General features: G+C 42.0%; 19 protein-coding genes and 1 riboswitch. Of the genes, 16 read left to right on the forward strand and 3 right to left on the reverse strand.

All coding sequences use genetic code 11. The features are described from left to right. The first annotated feature begins 4 nt into the window (after positions 1-4). The 8 genes from MKZ03_RS02335 (at position 5) to MKZ03_RS02370 (ending at position 8,698) form a co-directional block, all read left to right on the forward strand. Positions 5-1,624: an ATP-binding protein gene (locus MKZ03_RS02335; RefSeq protein WP_445662022.1), complete on the forward strand. Its 1,620-nt coding sequence runs from the start codon at positions 5-7 to the stop codon at positions 1,622-1,624. Continuing rightward, positions 1,621-2,304 carry a response regulator gene (locus MKZ03_RS02340; protein ID WP_341030785.1) on the forward strand — a complete coding sequence of 228 codons (684 nt, stop codon included), beginning with the start codon at positions 1,621-1,623 and terminating at the stop codon, positions 2,302-2,304. Before MKZ03_RS02335 ends, MKZ03_RS02340 begins: the two co-directional genes overlap by 4 nt. 124 nt (positions 2,305-2,428) lie before the next feature. Further along, the gene (dctP, locus tag MKZ03_RS02345) at positions 2,429-3,697 is read left to right on the forward strand and encodes a C4-dicarboxylate transporter DctP (RefSeq protein ID WP_034666695.1); all 1,269 of its coding nucleotides are present in this window, start codon (positions 2,429-2,431) and stop codon (positions 3,695-3,697) included. Between the two features lie 211 nt (positions 3,698-3,908). Then, on the forward strand, positions 3,909-4,931 hold the full coding sequence (locus MKZ03_RS02350; protein ID WP_034663979.1) for an AI-2E family transporter: 1,023 nt from the start codon (positions 3,909-3,911) through the stop codon (positions 4,929-4,931). 64 nt (positions 4,932-4,995) lie between these two features. After that, positions 4,996-5,129: riboswitch (cyclic di-AMP (ydaO/yuaA leader) on the forward strand. 77 nt (positions 5,130-5,206) lie between these two features. Further along, entirely contained in the window at positions 5,207-6,448 is a 1,242-nt protein-coding gene (locus tag MKZ03_RS02355; RefSeq protein WP_307499085.1) for a dicarboxylate/amino acid:cation symporter, read from the forward strand. 125 nt (positions 6,449-6,573) lie between these two features. After that, entirely contained in the window at positions 6,574-7,500 is a 927-nt protein-coding gene (locus tag MKZ03_RS02360) for an ABC transporter ATP-binding protein (RefSeq protein ID WP_106031669.1), read from the forward strand. Further along, positions 7,478-8,245, forward strand: coding sequence for an ABC transporter permease (locus tag MKZ03_RS02365; protein WP_106031670.1), 768 nt, complete (start codon positions 7,478-7,480; stop codon positions 8,243-8,245). The genes MKZ03_RS02360 and MKZ03_RS02365 overlap by 23 nt, the downstream gene beginning before the upstream one ends. A gap of 117 nt (positions 8,246-8,362) precedes the next feature. Then, positions 8,363-8,698 (forward strand): hypothetical protein, encoded by a 336-nt coding sequence (locus tag MKZ03_RS02370; RefSeq protein WP_008359528.1) that lies wholly within the window; start codon positions 8,363-8,365, stop codon positions 8,696-8,698. A 103-nt stretch (positions 8,699-8,801) separates the two neighbouring features. Here the strand turns inward: MKZ03_RS02370 and fbpB are convergent, their stop codons facing one another. Continuing rightward, positions 8,802-8,951, reverse strand: coding sequence for a Fur-regulated basic protein FbpB (gene fbpB, locus MKZ03_RS02375; protein ID WP_003214266.1), 150 nt, complete (start codon positions 8,949-8,951; stop codon positions 8,802-8,804). A gap of 350 nt (positions 8,952-9,301) precedes the next feature. Beyond that, positions 9,302-9,622 carry a thioredoxin family protein gene (locus MKZ03_RS02380; RefSeq protein ID WP_034663973.1) on the reverse strand — a complete coding sequence of 107 codons (321 nt, stop codon included), beginning with the start codon at positions 9,620-9,622 and terminating at the stop codon, positions 9,302-9,304. A gap of 184 nt (positions 9,623-9,806) precedes the next feature. Here MKZ03_RS02380 and MKZ03_RS02385 point away from each other — a divergent pair, with 184 nt between their 5' ends. From MKZ03_RS02385 to MKZ03_RS02415, 7 genes are all read left to right on the forward strand, one after another. Beyond that, positions 9,807-10,889: a D-alanine--D-alanine ligase gene (locus MKZ03_RS02385; protein ID WP_060595585.1), complete on the forward strand. Its 1,083-nt coding sequence runs from the start codon at positions 9,807-9,809 to the stop codon at positions 10,887-10,889. A gap of 81 nt (positions 10,890-10,970) precedes the next feature. Beyond that, positions 10,971-12,335 carry a UDP-N-acetylmuramoyl-tripeptide--D-alanyl-D-alanine ligase gene (locus MKZ03_RS02390; protein WP_341030791.1) on the forward strand — a complete coding sequence of 455 codons (1,365 nt, stop codon included), beginning with the start codon at positions 10,971-10,973 and terminating at the stop codon, positions 12,333-12,335. 26 nt (positions 12,336-12,361) lie between these two features. Continuing rightward, a complete protein-coding gene (locus MKZ03_RS02395) occupies positions 12,362-13,054 on the forward strand; it encodes an alpha/beta hydrolase (protein ID WP_034663968.1) in 693 nt (230 codons plus the stop codon). Positions 13,055-13,181: 127 nt separating this feature from the next. Continuing rightward, on the forward strand, positions 13,182-13,520 hold the full coding sequence (locus MKZ03_RS02400) for a glutamate synthase (protein WP_034663966.1): 339 nt from the start codon (positions 13,182-13,184) through the stop codon (positions 13,518-13,520). Positions 13,521-13,685: 165 nt separating this feature from the next. Further along, positions 13,686-15,176 (forward strand): degradosome RNA helicase CshA, encoded by a 1,491-nt coding sequence (gene cshA / locus MKZ03_RS02405; RefSeq protein ID WP_060595587.1) that lies wholly within the window; start codon positions 13,686-13,688, stop codon positions 15,174-15,176. Between the two features lie 112 nt (positions 15,177-15,288). Then, positions 15,289-15,768 (forward strand): PH domain-containing protein, encoded by a 480-nt coding sequence (locus MKZ03_RS02410; RefSeq protein WP_106031673.1) that lies wholly within the window; start codon positions 15,289-15,291, stop codon positions 15,766-15,768. Further along, positions 15,758-17,257, forward strand: a complete 1,500-nt coding sequence (locus MKZ03_RS02415) for a PH domain-containing protein (protein ID WP_341030795.1) — start codon at positions 15,758-15,760, stop codon at positions 17,255-17,257. The genes MKZ03_RS02410 and MKZ03_RS02415 overlap by 11 nt, the downstream gene beginning before the upstream one ends. 56 nt (positions 17,258-17,313) lie before the next feature. Here MKZ03_RS02415 and MKZ03_RS02420 read toward each other — a convergent pair whose 3' ends face one another. Next, the gene (locus MKZ03_RS02420; protein ID WP_060595589.1) at positions 17,314-17,919 is read right to left on the reverse strand and encodes a rhomboid family intramembrane serine protease; all 606 of its coding nucleotides are present in this window, start codon (positions 17,917-17,919) and stop codon (positions 17,314-17,316) included. Between the two features lie 94 nt (positions 17,920-18,013). Between MKZ03_RS02420 and acpS the strand changes: the two genes are divergently transcribed. Next, positions 18,014-18,379: a holo-ACP synthase gene (acpS, locus tag MKZ03_RS02425; protein ID WP_106056745.1), complete on the forward strand. Its 366-nt coding sequence runs from the start codon at positions 18,014-18,016 to the stop codon at positions 18,377-18,379. The last annotated feature ends 84 nt before the right edge of the window (positions 18,380-18,463 follow it).

Below are 18,463 nucleotides of genomic sequence, written 5' to 3' on the forward strand. Positions count from 1 at the left end.
AAAAATGATGAGAAATCGATTGAAATTACAACAATTATCTATTAGATGGAAGCTCACCATCCTCACATATTTCGTTGTCATTTTCGCCCTTTTAATCGGAGGAATTGTCCTTGTTGGGGGAATCCAGCAAACAGAGGAACGAGAGCTTCGAAAAAGGCTCATGAACACGGCGAGAACAGTGGCTGAGATGAATGAGGTGAAGCAGGCGTTAGCTGATCAAACAAAGGAACGTAACCGATTACAGCATGCCATCGAAGAGATTCGGATTATTCAAGATGCTGACTACATTGTCGTCATGGATATGGATCATGTGAGATTAACGCATCCAGTAAAAACAAGGATTGGTCAGCGCTCGGAGGGGACAGATGAAGAGCCTGCTTTTGCAGAGCATATTTATTTCTCAGAAGCAGAGGGAGAGCTTGGGACAGCCATCAGAGCCTTTTATCCAGTGAAGGATGATCAATTTAATCAAACAGGGGTTGTCCTTGTAGGGAGAACGCTGCCAAGTATGATCGATATATTAGGAGAAATGAAGCGGGATATCCTCATGATCCTTCTGCTGACGCTCAGCTTTGGGCTTGTAGGCTCATTTTTGCTCGCCCGTCATATTAAACAGCAAATGTTTAAGCTGGAGCCGCATGAGATTGTCAGAATGCTAGAGGAGCGCACCGCAACCTTTCACTCTATTAATGAAGGGGTCATCGCCATTGATAATCAGCACATGATCACCATTTTTAATGAAAAGGCGAAGCAAATTTTTGGTGTGACAGGGGATGTCGTAGGCCGGAATATTTGGGATGTGCTGTCTGACACAAGACTCCCTGAGATTATTGATCGCGCTGAACCCGTTTACAATGAAGAAATTCATATGAGCGGAAAGCGGATTATGAGCAGCCGGATTCCGATTGTCATGAAAAAGAAAATTATCGGAGCGGTCGCCATTTTTCAGGACCGGACAGAAGCGGCAAAATTAGCAGAGGAGTTAACCGGAGTCAAGAACTTTGTTGACGGTCTGCGGGTGCAAAACCATGAGCATATGAACAAGCTTCATACGATTGCCGGGCTGATTCAGCTTGGTAAACCCGATCAGGCGCTCGATCTAGCCTTTCAAACGACGGAAGAACAGGAACATGTGATGGACTTTCTTCACCGCGTCATTCAGCATGATGCCGTTGCGGGATTATTGATGAGCAAAATCAGAAGGGGCAAGGAGCTAGGCATAAAGGTCGAAGTAGACGAACATAGCTGTCTGCGTGATTTCCCTGAGCGTCTAGATCAACATGATATGACGAAGCTGCTTGGCAATCTGATCGAGAACGCCTTTGCCTCGTATGATACTGTAGAAAGAGATACAAAATGCATTTCTATTAGTATTGATCAAACCGAGGATATCCTCGCGATGTTAATTGAAGACAATGGCTCCGGGATTGAAGAGGAAATGATTCCTTATATTTTCGATAAAGGTTTCACACACGGCAAAGAAGGCGGAACAGGCTATGGCCTGTATATTGTAAAAACGATTATCGACAAAGGAATGGGAAATGTAGAAGTCACATCAAGCATCGGCATTGGTACCACCTTCTCAATCGAATTCCCAATGACAATAGAGGAGAGAGACAGATGACTCAGATTAAGGTGCTATTAATTGAAGATGACCCGATGGTGCAAGAAGTGAATAAAGAGTTCATTAAGAGTGTTCCTGGCTTTCAAGTTGCGGCAGTCGCAGGTAATGGGGAGCAGGGCATCCAGCTGATCAAAGATATTCGTCCAGACCTTGTTGTCCTCGATGTATATATGCCAAAAAAAGATGGCGTGAAGACGCTTCAAGACATTAGAAAGCAAAAGATACAGGTGGATGTGATCGTTATTTCTGCGGCAAAGGACAAAGAGACCATTGGCATCATGCTTCAAAATGGTGCACGAGATTATATCATCAAGCCGTTTAAGTTCGAACGTATGAAAGAATCACTTGAAAACTATAAAGCGTTTAAATCTAAAATTCGCACAGCAGCAGAATTTTCTCAGGAGATGCTGGATGATATCATACGAAAGCCTGCTGTTAAGCAGGAGGATACTTGGCTCCCTAAGGGGCTGAATGTGCATACGATGAATGAAATTAAAGCCTATATGGGCTTGCAGGAAGGCCCGCAGTCTGCAGAGGAAGTTGCCAATGCACTCGGCATTGCCCGTGTCACGGCACGCCGGTATTTAGACTTCTTAGTGAAAGAAGGCGAGCTGAAATTAGATATGCAATATGGCGGGGTTGGCCGGCCTGTCAATAAATATATCGTACATTCTGACTAAGAGACCAAAAAGACCAAAATGTACGATATGTTCATAAGCTTCACAGCCTTTGATGAAATCGCTATCATTTATCTACAGATAATAGTTAAGCGTTTACATCACAGGGTGAGGGAGTTGATTTTTTATGAAGAGGCTTTTGAAGAACCTGACATTTCAGGTGATTGCAGCTGTCATTATCGGAATCATTGTCGGGATGGTTTGGCCAAACGTCGGAAAAGAAATGAAGCCGCTGGGTGACACCTTTATCAATGCCGTTAAAATGGTCATCGCGCCAATCATTTTCTTAACCATTGTTCTTGGTATTGCCAAGATGGGGGATATGAAAAAGGTTGGAAAAGTTGGGGGAAAAGCATTTATTTATTTTGAAGTCGTCACGACGCTTGCTTTGGTCATCGGTCTTTTTGTGGTAAATATCATGAAGCCGGGTGCAGGTCTGGACTATAGCAAGCTTGAAAAAGGGGACGTTTCACAGTATACCCAAAACGGGGGACAGGGTATCGACTGGATGGAATTTGTCACACACATCGTGCCTTCTAACATGGTAGACGCCTTTGCAAAGGGTGATATTTTACAGGTCTTATTCTTCTCTATTTTATTCGGTGTTGCACTCGCTGCACTTGGCGAGAAGGGGAAAGGCATCATCGAATGGCTCGATAAGCTGTCACTTGTTTTCTTTAAAATCATTGGATATATCATGCGTGCTGCGCCGCTCGGTGCATTTGGGGCAATGGCTTATACGATCGGACACTTTGGTTTGGCATCGATTAAACCGCTCGCAAGTCTGATGCTCTCCGTTTATATGACCATGTTCCTGTTCATCTTCGTTGTGCTGAACATCATTTGTAAAATGTATGGCTTCAGCCTGTTCGGTTACCTGCGATTTATCAAGGATGAAATTTTAATTGTTCTTGGCACAAGCTCATCAGAATCCGTGCTGCCAAGAATGATGGATAAAATGGAACGCTACGGGTGCTCTAAGTCTGTGGTTGGTCTTGTCATCCCCACAGGGTATTCCTTTAACTTAGATGGAACCTCAATCTACTTATCGATGGCTGTGGTCTTCTTGGCACAAGTGTTTGGTGTAGACTTGTCCATCGGTCAGCAGATCACCATCATCCTTGTCCTGATGCTCACATCAAAGGGAGCGGCTGGGGTGACAGGAAGCGGATTTATCGTGCTGGCTTCTACACTCGCTGCACTACAGGTCATTCCGCTGGAGGGGCTTGCACTGCTTCTAGGTGTAGATCGATTCATGAGCGAAGGAAGAGCCATTACAAATCTTATTGGAAATGGAATTGCAACAATCGTTGTTGCGAAAAGTGAAGGTGAATTTGACGAAGCGAAGAGCAAAACAGCACTTCAAGAAATGCGCAATATGAAGCAGGCTGTATAGTATAAAAACAACCTAAAAACCGAAACCTTATGTTCTACATGGGGTTCGGTTTTTTCTTGTGTGAAAAAGAAAAAACATTAAAGCTTGATAAATTTAGGACGAATCGTAAGACCTTATTGACCTTTTATTATATAATTTACAGAAAGATCCGATATAATGTATATCAGATCCGATGAAAAATAGACTTTAGTCCTGGCAGGTGTGTAACGTAATGGCGGCATTTTTTAAATTGTTCGAAAAACCCGGTGTTAAGCGGTTTTCTGTATTTGTAGTATTAGCCACAGCCTTATATCTATTAAGAGGAATGATGAATTTAATTCTCTTGACCTTCATATTCACCTTTTTGATGAATCGGTTAGAAGAGGTCATTAGAGGTTTTTTAAGTCACTTCCTGAAAATAGGACAGAAATCGGTTATCACCATTTTGTATATTCTTTTGGCTGGTGGATTGACGTTTGGCGGATTCGTTTTTGTGCCAATTATCGCCAAACAGGTGGAGCAGCTATTTCATTTAGGAAAGAAAATTGCAGATCATCCACAAGATTTACCCTTCTTTGATGTCATCACCAACGTATTCGGAGATTTTAAAATATCAGCTTACTTTGAGAAAGGGTTTAATTTCCTCTATACATACTTAACAGATTTCAGCACGTTCAGTATCCAGGTCATTATGTCCTTAATATTAAGCATGTTCTTCCTGTTCGAAAAGGAACGCCTCATTCAATTCATGAACAAGTTCAAAACGAGTAAAATCTCTGTGTTCTATCATGAAATAGCCTTCTTTGGACGTAAATTTTCCAGAACGTTTGGAAAGGTACTCGAAGCACAGTTTATTATTGCAACCGTTAACTGTGTCTTAACAACCATTGCGCTAGGCATTATGGGATTCCCGCAATTATTTGGATTAGCGGTCATGGTCTTTTTGCTAGGCTTAATCCCAGTAGCGGGTGTGGTCATCTCACTTATTCCACTCAGCATCATTGCGTATACCCTTGGAGGCGGCATGTATGTCCTTTATATTGTGCTGGTGATCGTCATCATCCATGCCATTGAAGCCTACTTCTTAAACCCGAAGCTCATGTCAGCAAAAACAGAACTCCCTATTTTCTTCACATTTATTGTGCTGATCTTCTCTGAACACTACATCGGGATTTGGGGACTCATTATTGGTATACCAATCTTTGTGTTTATCCTAGATATTTTGGAGGTCACCAACAAGGAGGAAAGTAGTTAAAAAGTTCATTTGAACCTGTTTACAATTTTCTAAAAATAAGGTATAAATAGTATGAAAATATCATAATAACCACACGCTTAATCCTTCTAAAGGAATGGGGGACCCACTATTTTGGGGTGAATTTTTCTCTGTTGAGAAAAAAGGACATCTCTTCGTCCTAACCCGTCAGCTAACCTCATCGGCGTGAAGAGAGTAAACGGTGGTATATGTAAGGACACGCAGACCCACGAGAAAACTCTCTCGTGGGTCTTTTTGACGAGGAAGGGGAGATTTTATTGAAGCTGGCTACAAAAATTATTATTGCCCTTATTGTAGGTGCAATCACGGGACTTTTGCTTAACATTTTCGCTCCAAATGTATTCAAAGTGTTAGATCCTTATCTATTCACACCTCTAGGTCAAATCTTCTTAAACTTGATTAAAATGTTAGTAGTGCCGATCGTATTCTTTTCCATCACACTAGGTGTAGCAGGTCTAGGTGATCCGAAAAAGCTTGGCAGAATCGGCGCAAAAACCATTACTTATTTTCTACTTACTACTACTTTTGCCATCATCATTGGCATTTCATTAGCCTTATTGATCAAGCCGGGAGCATTCGGTAATTTTGATACGAAAGCGGCTGATTATTCCGCAGAGGAAGCCCCATCAATGGCAGAAACACTACTCAACATCATTCCAACCAATCCAGTCCAATCTTTAGTTGAAGGAAACATGCTTCAAATCATCGTCTTTTGTGTGTTTTTAGGCCTTGGCATTGCCATGCTTGGGAAGAAGACGGAAGGTTTGCTAAAGCTGTTTGAACAAGGAAATGAATTAATGATGTTTCTTGTCGGCATAGTGATGAAGTTCGCACCGTACGGAACATTCGGTTTGATCGCAACCGCAATTGGCAGCCAGGGATTTGATGCGATGAAAGCGATGGGCCTCTATTTCTCGGTCGTATTAGTTGCGCTCGTGCTGCATTTCTTCCTGACTTATGGGTCAACTGTCGCCATTTTAGCGAAGCGAAATCCGATGGCGTTTTTCAAAGGATTTTCTCCAGCAATGGTTGTCGCATTTAGTACATCAAGCAGTAACGCAGTCCTGCCAGTCTCAATGGAAACAGCCCAGAAACGTTTGAAGGTGCCAGAGCCGATTTCAAGCTTTGTACAGCCGCTTGGTGCAACCATTAATATGGACGGCACAGCGATTATGCAAGGGGTCGCGACCATTTTTATCGCGCAAGTATATGGAGTTGAACTGACGCTTGTCCAAATGCTGACGGTTGTCTTAACGGCTGTCTTAGCAAGTATCGGCACAGCGGGTGTGCCAGGAGTTGGGCTCATCATGCTCGCTATGGTACTGAACTCTGTGAATCTGCCTGTTGAAGGCATTGCGCTCATCCTTGGCATAGACCGCTTATTAGATATGGCAAGAACCGTTGTCAATATTACAGGTGACGCAGCATGTGCGGTGATTGTGACAGAAACGGAGAAAAAACACGAGAAAGACGCAGCATCACCGAACCTATCCATGTAATGTAAAAGAAGGGCTGACTCGATCAGTCCTTTTTTCATGGGCCCCTTGTCTTGCGTGGTATACTTTTAACAGAATGAGCGGTCTTATTTACCGCCATAGGCTTTACATCAGAAGGAGGAACCACGTTGGAGTCTGCTGTTCTAAAAGTAGAGAAAGTCGATAAACGAATTGGCCGGAAAATGATCTTACAAGATATATCTATAGAAATAGGGAAGGGAGAAATCGTCGGCTTACTTGGGCCAAATGGGTCTGGAAAAACAACCTTGATTCGTTTGATCGTTGGCTTGATGAAAAAAAACAATGGCCGAATCATAATCAATGGATATTCACAGGATGAGGATTTTCTACACGCGATGTCATCTGTTGGTGCAATTATAGAAAATCCCGAATTTTATTCTTATTTAACAGGCTTTGAAAACCTTGAACTGTATGCGGCGATGCACGATGGAGTGACTGAGGAACGAATGCAGGAAGTGGTGAAAAGAGTTCGTCTGGAGCACGCCATTCATCAGAAGGTGAAGACGTATTCACTGGGGATGAAACAAAGGCTTGGGATTGCACAAGCCATATTACATCAGCCGAACCTGCTGATTTTAGACGAACCGACAAATGGACTTGATCCTGCAGGTATGAAGGAATTCAGGGAGCACTTGCAAACACTAGTACGAGAAGAAGGAACGTCCGTCTTATTTGCCACACATTTATTGCATGAGGTAGAAGAGCTATGTGACCGCATGATCATCATTCAAAAAGGACAAATCAAAGCCAGTGCGAAGCTCCGGGACATGGAGGGGAAAGAACAGATACTCATGAATATTCAGCCAGTGGAAAAGGTGGTTTCGTGGCTCGACACGCAGGCCTATACATATGAACGAAATGGAGCGCGTGTATTACTTCAATTGAACAAAGAACAAGTGCCTGAGCTGAACAAACAGCTTGTTCTGGCTGGGTTTGATGTACTTGAAATGACGCCTCAAAAGCCATCAATTGAAGAGGCATTTATGAAATGGACGGAAGGCGGGACGGCAGATGCTTCAACTCATCAAGAATGAGCATAAGAAAATTATGAGGAAAAAGATCACATTCATTGCTCTTGGATTGATCGTTGTTTTTCAATTGGCGATGGCTCTAGCGTTGAAACGAGTCATTTCCAGCTTTGGTGGACAAGACACTGTCGCCAATTATTTTGCTTATTCCACGAACGTCGTGTTTATTTTACAGGTGCTCGCTGTTGTCATTGGCGCAACCTTGATCTCAACAGAGTTTCAAAAAAGGACGATCAAGTTTTTATTGATCCGGCCCAAAACAAGGCTGCAAATTTTTCTGTCAAAATACATCACACTTGTGCTGACGATCATATATTTGTTTGTTTTTTATTATGTATTAGCTTTTTTATTTGGCCTTATTTTCTTTGGTACTGAATTTGATGAAAGTACGGGACGATTATTTCAGCATACGTATGCTGTTATCGGATCTCAGTGGGTGGAAGTAATCATGATGGCAAGCTTCGCTTTTATGTGTTCCAGCTTGTTTAGGAACAGCCTCGTTGCGCTTGTGACCTCGTTTTTTGTTTTATATGCAGCGAAATCACTTGTGCCTATAATGTCTCTTTTAGAAAATCAATGGGGGAAAATCCTGCTTTTTGCTAATACGGACTTTACTCAGTACAGCTTTCAAGGACCGCCGCCCTTCCATGGCATGAGCCCTTTGTTTTCTCTATTTATAGTGGGGGCGCATTTTGTTTTCTTTGTTGGCACGGCTTGGGTTCTTTTTTGGAAACGTGATGTAAATGTGTAAAAATTGTGTCAAATAACAAGAAAAATTCGTGACATATTTGTGAAAACGAGTCTGTATTTCACGATAACCGGCTGATTTTGTCTTATAATAAGATGGAGTCTTGGAGGTGGCACTATCGTGAAAAATTTCATTACGGCTTTACCAATTTTGTTGCTGCTGTCGTTTTCGTTTGTGTCTTTTGCCTTCCAGTTTGATCATCTTGTTTATTTCAGACTAGCGCTGGGGATCTTTTCGTTAGCGGGTCTTTTCTTTCTGTATACACTTAAAAGAAACATGAAATGGTTCATGGTTTATTTATATGCGAGCTGGATCATTCTTGCTGCCGTCACAACATTTGAGGAGCCTGTCTTTTCTCAGTTCTTCTTCGGTGGTTTAACAATGACAATGGGTTATCTCACATATATGCTCATTTATTTAGGAATGAAGCAGGACCGTGTAGCGAAATCACATTAAAACAAAAGCCGATAAAATCTATGATGCGATTTTATCGGCTTTTTTATTTCTGTTCAAAAAGACAAAAGAGACGAGCAGCCAGCTGTGACTGCTCGTCTTATGTTTATGATTCACGTCCAGCAGCTGCAAGCTGCTTCTGATGCTTTTTGTCGATGGTTTCGTATATACTTTCCATCATTTTAGGGTCGCGCATGATGGCCTTCTTGTTCTCTTCAATCAATTGCTGATATGTTTTGATTTTCTTCTTAGACATGTGACTCATCGCTCCTTTATATAAGTATAGACGTCTATAGGATTTCACATAGATGAAATTGATAATCATTATCAATTGGCAACTCTATTATACAAAGCGAAATGTCAGAAGTAAAGATTCAATTCAGAAAATTCACGTAACCGACATATTCCAAGCCGAATCGACGCTCATTCTTTCCCAGGAAATAATTCCTGTTATTTCTTGTCGTAAGTGAAACATCTATATAAAACATTCTTTCGCTCATTGAAACGTTTTGGATGTGCAACTCGTCTTATGGAGAGATTTGATGTAAGAGATGGAGAAGAAAAAAGACACCAGCAAACGTTTGCTGATGTCCTTCGTTTAACCCATTAAGAAACGTGCCCTTGAAGAAACTCTGTCACTTCTTCAGGTGATTTTGCGTTTGCGCTGTGTAAATGACCTGTTTTTTCGCCATTTTTGAAAATCAACAGGCTTGGAATACCCATGACCTGATACGTTTCTGCTAATTCAGGGAAATCATCTTTGTTTATTTCAAACCATTCATGGTGAGCATAAGCCTCTAAGATGTCTGGAATGAACATGTCCATTCTTGTACAGTCAGGACACCATGTTGCAAAGAATTTAACGATGACTTCTTTGTCAGATTGAATGATTTCATTGAATTGTTCAGTACTTGTGATTTTTTTCAATTTGTCACAACTCCTTTTCAATGTCATTTTAATATAAAATAATGGCGAATGACATACAAATGCTCGGGAGGCGCTTACAACCTTTACAAATCATTTCAATTCCGTAACAACAAAAATTAATTAGAGCATTTTTGCTTGAAAGTGATAAGATAGTAAAGATGAATTTTAGTGGGGGGAGTATCCATTGAAAATAAGTTTAGGATTGATTTACGGCGGAAAGTCAGCCGAACATAATGTATCACTGCAAACAGCCCTTGCAGTTACAAAAGCACTTAACACTGAGAAGTTCGATATACATCCAATTTATATTACAGAAGAGGGTGAATGGCTAAGAGGAGAAAAACTCACTGAACCAGTTTCAAACGTCAAAATGCTTCAATTTGAACAGAACGCAAAGACGTTTTTACCAACTTCTTTAAATGAGAGCATGTTTCCGCAGCCTGCATCTGCTGATGAGAAGATTGATGTTGTCTTCCCATTGCTGCACGGGCCAAATGGTGAAGATGGAACGATGCAAGGATTACTTGAACTGCTAAATATTCCGTATGTCGGCAACGGCGTTCTTGCTTCTGCCGCGGGTATGGATAAAGTCATGATGAAAGATGTTTTTGCTCAAGCAGGACTTGCACAAGCAAAGCACCTTTCCTTCAATAAAAAAGACTATGAAAAGGCCACACCAGACAGCTTAGAACAGGTGGAACAAATACTTGGCTATCCATGCTTTGTGAAACCTGCCAACATGGGGTCAAGTGTTGGAATTAGCAAATGCCGCAGCAAAGAAGAGCTGCAAACCGCATTCGATTTGGCTTTCCAATATGATCGTCGTGTGGTCGTCGAAGAAGGCGTCGTTGGAAGAGAAATCGAAATTGGTGTATTAGGAAATGACGAGCCGAAATGCTCTGTCGTTGGTGAAATTGCACCTAAAACAGATTTTTATGACTACAAAGCAAAATATGAAGATGGCGATACAGATTTGATCATTCCTGCAAGTGTGTCAGAGGATGAATACAAGACGATTCATGATATGGCGATTAAGGCATTTAAAGCCCTCGATGGTTCTGGTCTTGTACGTGCAGACTTCTTCCTCACAGAAAAAGGCGAAGTGTTGATCAATGAAGTGAATACAATGCCTGGATTCACACCATTTAGTATGTTCCCGCTGCTTTGGAAACACACTGGTGTAGAGTATCCAGAGCTGATTGAAAAGCTAGTGTCACTTGCAATTGAACGCCATCAAGAAAAACAAACCATTAAAACGACTTTTTAATGTGAGCAACAAGCAGACACTATCCTTAGGTAGTGTCTCTTTTCCTTCAAACGTGAAATGAGAAAGAGAGGCGAAAAAATCATGATCAAACGTACAGTGAAACAAATCGCCCAAATGGCTGGTGGGACACTATCTAATCAAGCTTTTGGCGAAGAGCAAATTCTCGGAGTGACAACAGATACACGAAAAGTATCAAAAGGTGCATTGTTTATCCCCCTAATTGGAGAACATTTTAACGGTCACACATTTGCTTCTAAAGCAGTGGAGCTTGGAGCCGCAGCTGTTCTTTGGAATCAAAAAGAAGCCAATCCACCGTTCGGTGTACCTGTCATTCTTGTAGAGGATACACTGGCAGCACTTCAACAGCTGGCAAAATCATACTTGAAAGAAGAAAAACCTCGTGTTGTCGGTATTACAGGAAGTAATGGGAAAACCACAACGAAAGACATGATTCATTCCGTCTTACAAACGGCTTACCAAGTTCATAAAACAGATGGTAACTTTAATAATCATATCGGTCTACCTCTCACCATTCTTGCAATGCCGGAAGGAACAGATATTGCTGTGTTGGAGATGGGGATGAGTGCAAAAGGTGAGATCGAGTTTTTGTCAAAACTCGCTGAGCCTGATGCAGCAGTCATCACCAATATTGGAGAATCTCATATGCAAGATTTGGGATCAAGAGAAGCCATTGCTGATGCAAAATGTGAAATCACAAAAGGATTAAAAGAGGATGGCATCTTTTATTACTTAGGAGATGAACCCTTGCTGCGCGAGAGAGCGACTGCACTTTCGCAGCGTGTGAAAACCTTTGGAGAAGCAGAGGACTGTGATATCAAGGTAACGCATATCAACCAGCTTGCAGAAGGAACTGAATTTCAAGTCGAAGGGTATGCTCAGGGGTTTCTCATTCCTGTATTAGGGAAACATAATGTGAAGAATGCCCTTGCGGCAATTGCCATAGGCCAGCACTTTGGACTGAATGAAAGACAAATCGCCCAAGGACTCATGCAAACAAAGTTGACAGGGATGCGTCTTGAGCTGTTTAAAACAGAGAAAGGAATCACTGTTATCAATGATGCGTATAATGCAAGTCCTACTTCCATGAAAGCTGCAATTGATCTTGTAGGAGATATGGACGGCTTCGCTAATCGCATTCTTGTCCTTGGAGACATGCTCGAGATGGGCAGCGAAGAAGAAACGTATCATGATGAACTAGGCCGCTACATCAAGCCTGAATTTATTGATCATGTGATGACGTATGGCCGCCTAGGTGCATTCATCGCTGAAGGAGCAAAGCAATCATTCGGTGACGCGCGCGTGTTCTCATTTATGGACAAAGAGGAACTGAAGAAAAAACTTGCTGACGTAGCAGGTCCTGACGATGTTGTTCTAGTCAAAGCCTCACGCGGCATGAGATTAGAAGAAGTCATTACTGCACTATAAAGAGTGAGCGCAAAGAAGGTGACAGAATGATTGGCTGTCTATGTATACATGGATTCACTGGCGCCCCCTATGAAGTGGAACCGCTGGCGCAATATTTAAAGCAGAAGACAGATTGGAACGTTCAGTCAGTCACGCTTCCGGGGCATGGGGATGAGCTTCAGCTCAAAGGCATTTTCTATCAAGAATGGATTGCAACAGCTGAATTAGAACTTCTATCTCTTTACCGAACATGCGACACCATTTTTTTGATCGGCTTTTCCATGGGAGGAATGATCGCTTCTTATCTTGCAGCGAAGTATCCGGTTGCTCGTCTCGTCCTTTTAAGTGCTGCGGCTAAATATGTGAATCCAAAACAAATGATTCAAGACACAAGGCAGATGCTGAAGGAATCATTGTCTGGGCTGATTGATACGAATCCTTTGTATGATAGATACCGCCATAAGCTAACGAGCACGCCGCTGTCAGCTGCTGTAGAATTTATGAAGCTGGTGAAGCAAACGAAGAGCTCCCTTGAGAAGCTTCACCTCCCTGTGTTAATTGTTCAAGGTGAAAGTGATGGGATTGTGCCCGCTTCAAGTGCAGAATTTATTGATCATAAAATCCCGTCTCGTCAGAAAGAAATGTTTTATTTACCTGATTGTAAACACCATGTTTGTCACGAGCCATGTGCACAGCAATTGTTTGAAAAAGTAGAGCAATTTCTAAAAAAAACAATTTAATCTATAGAAAAGCGAAAATGTGGCTAAACTAATATAAATTGAATCCCACTTGTTAAAAATTGCATCATTTTTGTCGAATGAGTGACAAGCCTATGGTACAATAGGAAAGAAAAGGTGGTTGATTCGGTTGTTTCATTATGACGGAAAAACCTTTGTCCCGCAGTCTAATTCGAGTAACGGAGAAGTATCGGCAGGAACCATATTTCAATATCGTCAGGACGGGAATATATTAACGGGCACATATCAAGGCGGCAGTATTGTATCTGGTGTACTTGTAGGAACTGTGAATGAGGATGGAACACTTCATTTTAGGTACCACCATGTCAGCAAAGACGGCAGCATGAGAAGCGGGTCTTGCAATTCTACACCTAAGCAGTTGGATAACGGAAAAATTCAACTGTTCGAAAAGTGGAAATGGATGGATGGAGATCAAAGTGATGGTGAATCTGTCATTGTGGAACAGTAGATATATCCATTTCTGTCTTGTTGAAAAACAAATAGTGTAATGGTAAGATATAAGGTAGGGTAATTCGGGCTTTGTATATAATGGACCTGTCCTTTCGGAAAAGGGCAGTTTTTAATGATCATTCACGAGATTACTGAAACAGCAATTAGAAGGAGTTTGAATAATTTGACTATAACGTTTCAAGATTTTCAATTAAGCGAAAGTCTCATGAAAGCTATTAACCGCATGGGATTTGAAGAAGCAACACCGATTCAAGCGGAAACAATTCCTCTCGGTCTTCAGAATAAAGATGTCATTGGACAAGCACAAACAGGAACAGGAAAAACTGCAGCATTTGGTATTCCTCTTGTAGAAAAAATCGACCCAGCGTCTCCAAATATCCAAGCGATTATCATTGCGCCAACAAGAGAACTAGCGATTCAAGTATCGGAAGAGCTATACAAAATTGGCCAAGACAAGCGTGCGCGCGTACTTCCGATTTACGGTGGACAAGATATCGGCCGCCAAATCCGTTCGCTCAAGAAAAATCCTCATATCATCGTAGGGACTCCAGGACGTTTACTCGATCACATTAACCGTCGTACAATGCGTCTTCAAAATGTTGAAACTGTTGTGCTAGATGAAGCAGACGAAATGCTAAACATGGGTTTCATCGAAGACATTGAATCGATCCTTTCAAATGTACCAAGTGAACACCAAACACTTTTATTCTCTGCGACAATGCCTGCACCAATTAAGCGCATTGCAGAACGTTTCATGACAAACCCAGAACACGTAAAAGTAAAAGCAAAAGAAATGACTGTCTCTAACATCCAACAGTTCTACTTGGATATCCACGAGCGTAAGAAGTTTGATACATTGACTCGTCTTCTTGACATTCAATCGCCTGAGCTTTCAATTGTCTTCGGCCGTACGAAGCGCCGTGTTGACGAATTGACAGAAGCACTTAACCTTAGAGGTTATACAGCTGAAGGAATTCATGGTGACCTGACACAAGCGAAACGTATGGTTGCGCTTCGTAAATTCAAAGAAGGTTCAATCGATGTGCTTGTAGCAACAGACGTTGCAGCACGTGGACTTGATATCTCAGGCGTAACACACGTGTATAACTTTGACGTGCCACAAGATCCAGAGAGCTACGTACACCGTATTGGACGTACAGGCCGTGCTGGACGTACAGGTATGGCGGTGACATTTATCACACCGCGTGAAAAAGATATGCTTCGTGCGATTGAGCAAACGACTAAACGTAAAATGGAACGTATGAAAGAACCAACTCTAGATGAAGCAATTGAAGGTCAACAGCAAGTAACCATTGATCGTCTGCGCACAATCATCAGTGAAAACAACTTAAACTTCTACATGACAGCTGCTGCTGAATTGCTAGAAGATAATGATTCTGTCACAGTGGTTGCGGCTGCCATCAAAATGATGACAAAAGAGCCAGATGCAACGCCTGTTCGTTTGACAGATGAAGCACCAATGATTTCAAAACGCAATCGCAACAACCGCAGCTCTTCTAAACGTAGAGACGGCGGCGGAGGAGGCGGCTATCGCGGGAAAAGCCGTTCATCTTACGGTGATAAAAAGCGTTCATCAAATGACCGCAATCGTTCTTCTAACGATCGTCGTCAAAAGAAATCTTATAACAACTAACATACAAGAGCGAATCCTTTGCAGGGTTCGCTTTTTTTAACAGGCTTATTGAAACTTTTTAGGCTCTGTTTCGTAATATATTGATAGAAAAGTAAGAGAATGGGGGAAGAATGTGAGAAAACAGCCGCAACGTCAAATTAGCTTAAATGGATTAAAGGTATGGCGTCTTCAAAATGGAATTATCTCATTGATTTTCTTACTCATCATCATTGGGGTATTTATTGCTAGTTATTATTTTCAATGGCCATATTGGATTGGGGCCATCCTCGTCGGTTTATGGGTCTTACAGGTCATTTTTGGCATTTGGCTTATACCGAAAATCCGTCATCGCATCTGGCGCTACGAAGTATTCGAAAATGAAATTGAAATTCAGCATGGACTCATTCGCATCACACGTGTGATTGTACCGATGGTGCGAGTCCAGCATGTCGATACATCGCAAGGGCCGCTTTTAAGGCGCTACCGTTTGGCATCTGTTCAAATATCGACTGCTGCTACAGTTCATGATATACCGGCGCTAGAATTAGAAGAAGCAGATGAGCTTCGTGATTACATATCTCGTTTAGCAAGGGTGACGGAAGATGATGTCTGAACCAAAACGTGTACATCCAATCTCGATGTTCATTGATTTTATATCAGATGCCGTATCCATGATCAAAAACTTCATTATCCCTTTTTTCGTGCTTATTTTTGTGAACTCGAATTCGAGCATTCGTTTTTATGCATTTATCATTCTTGGTGTGCTTCTTTTATGGAAAGCTGTTTCAACCGTTTTAGCATGGAGGCGATTCACCTACCGGATGGAAGATGATGAATTTCGCGTGGAATCGGGCGTCATCACAAAAAAGAAAAAATATATTTCGTTAGAACGAATTCAAACCGTGAATACAAGTGAAGGTATCTTCCAGCGGATTTTCGGCTTGGTGCGGGTCCAAATCGAAACAGCAGGCGGAACGGACGGTCCGGAAGTGAGCCTGACGGCGATTACAAAAGCAGAAGCGGAACAATTAAAGCAATCGATTTTCAACCGGAAGAAAAGCTTGCAGCAAGAAGAGATGTTGGATGAAAATGGGGATGTTCCGCATGATCCTCTGACAGCGCAACAACCTGTAGAAGAAGAAATGAATGTTTCCTATCGGATGGGTGTACCAGAGCTGCTTTTGGCTGCGACCACTTCAAGCGGAATCGGAGTCATTATTTCCGGGTGTCTCGCCATTTACACACAAATAGATGAAATTCTTCCTTTGGACGGATTCGTCAAGCGGTTCTCTTTTTTAAGTCATGCGAGTGTTGAGATTTATGCGATTCTCATATTTCTTGCCGTATTGATTGCGTGGATTCTTAGTGTTGGGGTAACAGCCCTTCAATATGCGAATTTTACCGCAAAACGAAAAGGGAAAGACATCATTATCACAAGAGGGCTCATCGAGAGGCATCAAATGACCATTCCACTTGCGAGAATTCAAGCAGTGAAAATCAAAGAAAATATTCTCCGTGAGCCTTTTGGCTTTGCGACGGTGATGCTTGTGAGTGCAGGAGGTTCTATTACAGAAAAAGAAACCTCTTCCGTCTTATTTCCGCTGATTCGGAAGAAAAAAATCAACGAACTGCTGTCTCAATTCACAGATCATTATCACTTGGCGCCAGAAGCTGAACTGAAAAAGGTGCCAAAGCGTTCACTCAAACGCTACCTGATCTCTTACGGCTTTGTGCCATTACTTGTCGGCGTGATCCTATCTGTACGTTTTCCACCATGGGGGTATTTGGCACTCATTCCACTTCCTATTGCTTTGGTTTTTGGCTGTTTAGCTTATAAACAATCAGGCTATACGATCAAAGATCCATTGATTCAACTGACATCAAGAGGCATTGGCAAAACCACTGGCATTGTCTTGAGAAAACGAATGCAAAACTATACGATGACGCAATCTTTCTTCCAAAAGAAAGGCCGATTGGCGAGTATTCACACCTTTGTGAAATCCTCTGCACTGCTTGATTCCTTTGGTGTGCATCACCTTGAGGAAGAAGATGCTGCACGTGTAATGGATTGGTATTCGTATGAAAAAAATAAATCTTCTTAAACAAAAAATGTCGATCAGCTTCCCGTTCATAGGAGTGATCGACATTTTTTATGAGGTTAGTAGCGTCTTTTTTTTGAATGGAAAAATAGCGTAAGAGGTGCTAAAAGCATGCCGCCGATCAATCCAAATAAGTGAGCCATAATATTGATGTTTGAGTTAACGAAAGTCATGATGACAGAGACTGCAAGAATCGTTATGATCACCTGAGAATTGCCGCGGTCCATCATGTGCGGTTTAAATAGAACAAGGTATAAATAAACGCCAAACAAACCGAAGATGGCACCAGAAGCGCCGACATGTACATACTCTAAAGGCTCTACCCAATAGGTTCCGAGATTGCCAATGAACCCTGCACCAAGATAGATGATCAGAAATCGAACCTTCCCAAGCAAATACTCAAGCGCTGGAGCGAATAAGAACAAGGACATAGAATTGAACAAAATATGGGTCAGACTTCCGTGAAGGAAAATAGGTGTGACGAGCCGCCACCATTCTCCGGCAGCTACCCCATAATTGAAACCGACGAGATGATCGTGACCAAGCTGTATAAGAGGAATAGGAATCGCAAATATAAGCCACAGACCAATTTGCAAAGCAAGAATCGTTGTTACGATTGGATACGATCTAATAAATTGTTGAAAGCTCTCCGTTCGAATAAACATAACAAACCCCTTTTGACTAGATAATGGTAAGTTTATAGTAACACGTTTATGAAGAGAACATCCAAATTAGTACGAGTATCATAGGAGGTACCTCATGATCAAAGGAATAGGCATTGATATTGTAGAAATCAACCGGCTCGCGCGAGTGCTTAACAGACAGCCTCGTTTACCAGAACGAATTTTAACGTTAAGTGAACAAGACATCTTTAACGAACTCAGTGAAAAGAGGCAGCTGGAATTTTTGGCGGGACGGTTTGCAGCAAAGGAAGCTTTCGCTAAAGCTTACGGAACGGGAATCGGACGGCATTTAAGCTTTCATGACTTGGAAATCCAGAAAGACGAACATGGAAAACCTTTCATCAAAAGCAAGAAAACGATGGGCGACCAGGTTCATGTGTCCATCACTCACACGAAAGAATATGCTGCTGCACAAGTTTTAATTGAAAGGTTGTCAAGCTAGTCTGCATATTGTTTGTCCCCCCTTCATATATTGGGTAGTGCGATAAGGAAGGGCGAGTTGCTAACAGGCTTTGATGGTTCGCGG

The sequence above is a fragment of the Bacillus sp. FSL R5-0431 genome, assembly GCF_038002985.1.
In the GTDB taxonomy this organism is placed as follows: Bacteria; Bacillota; Bacilli; order Bacillales; family Bacillaceae; genus Bacillus.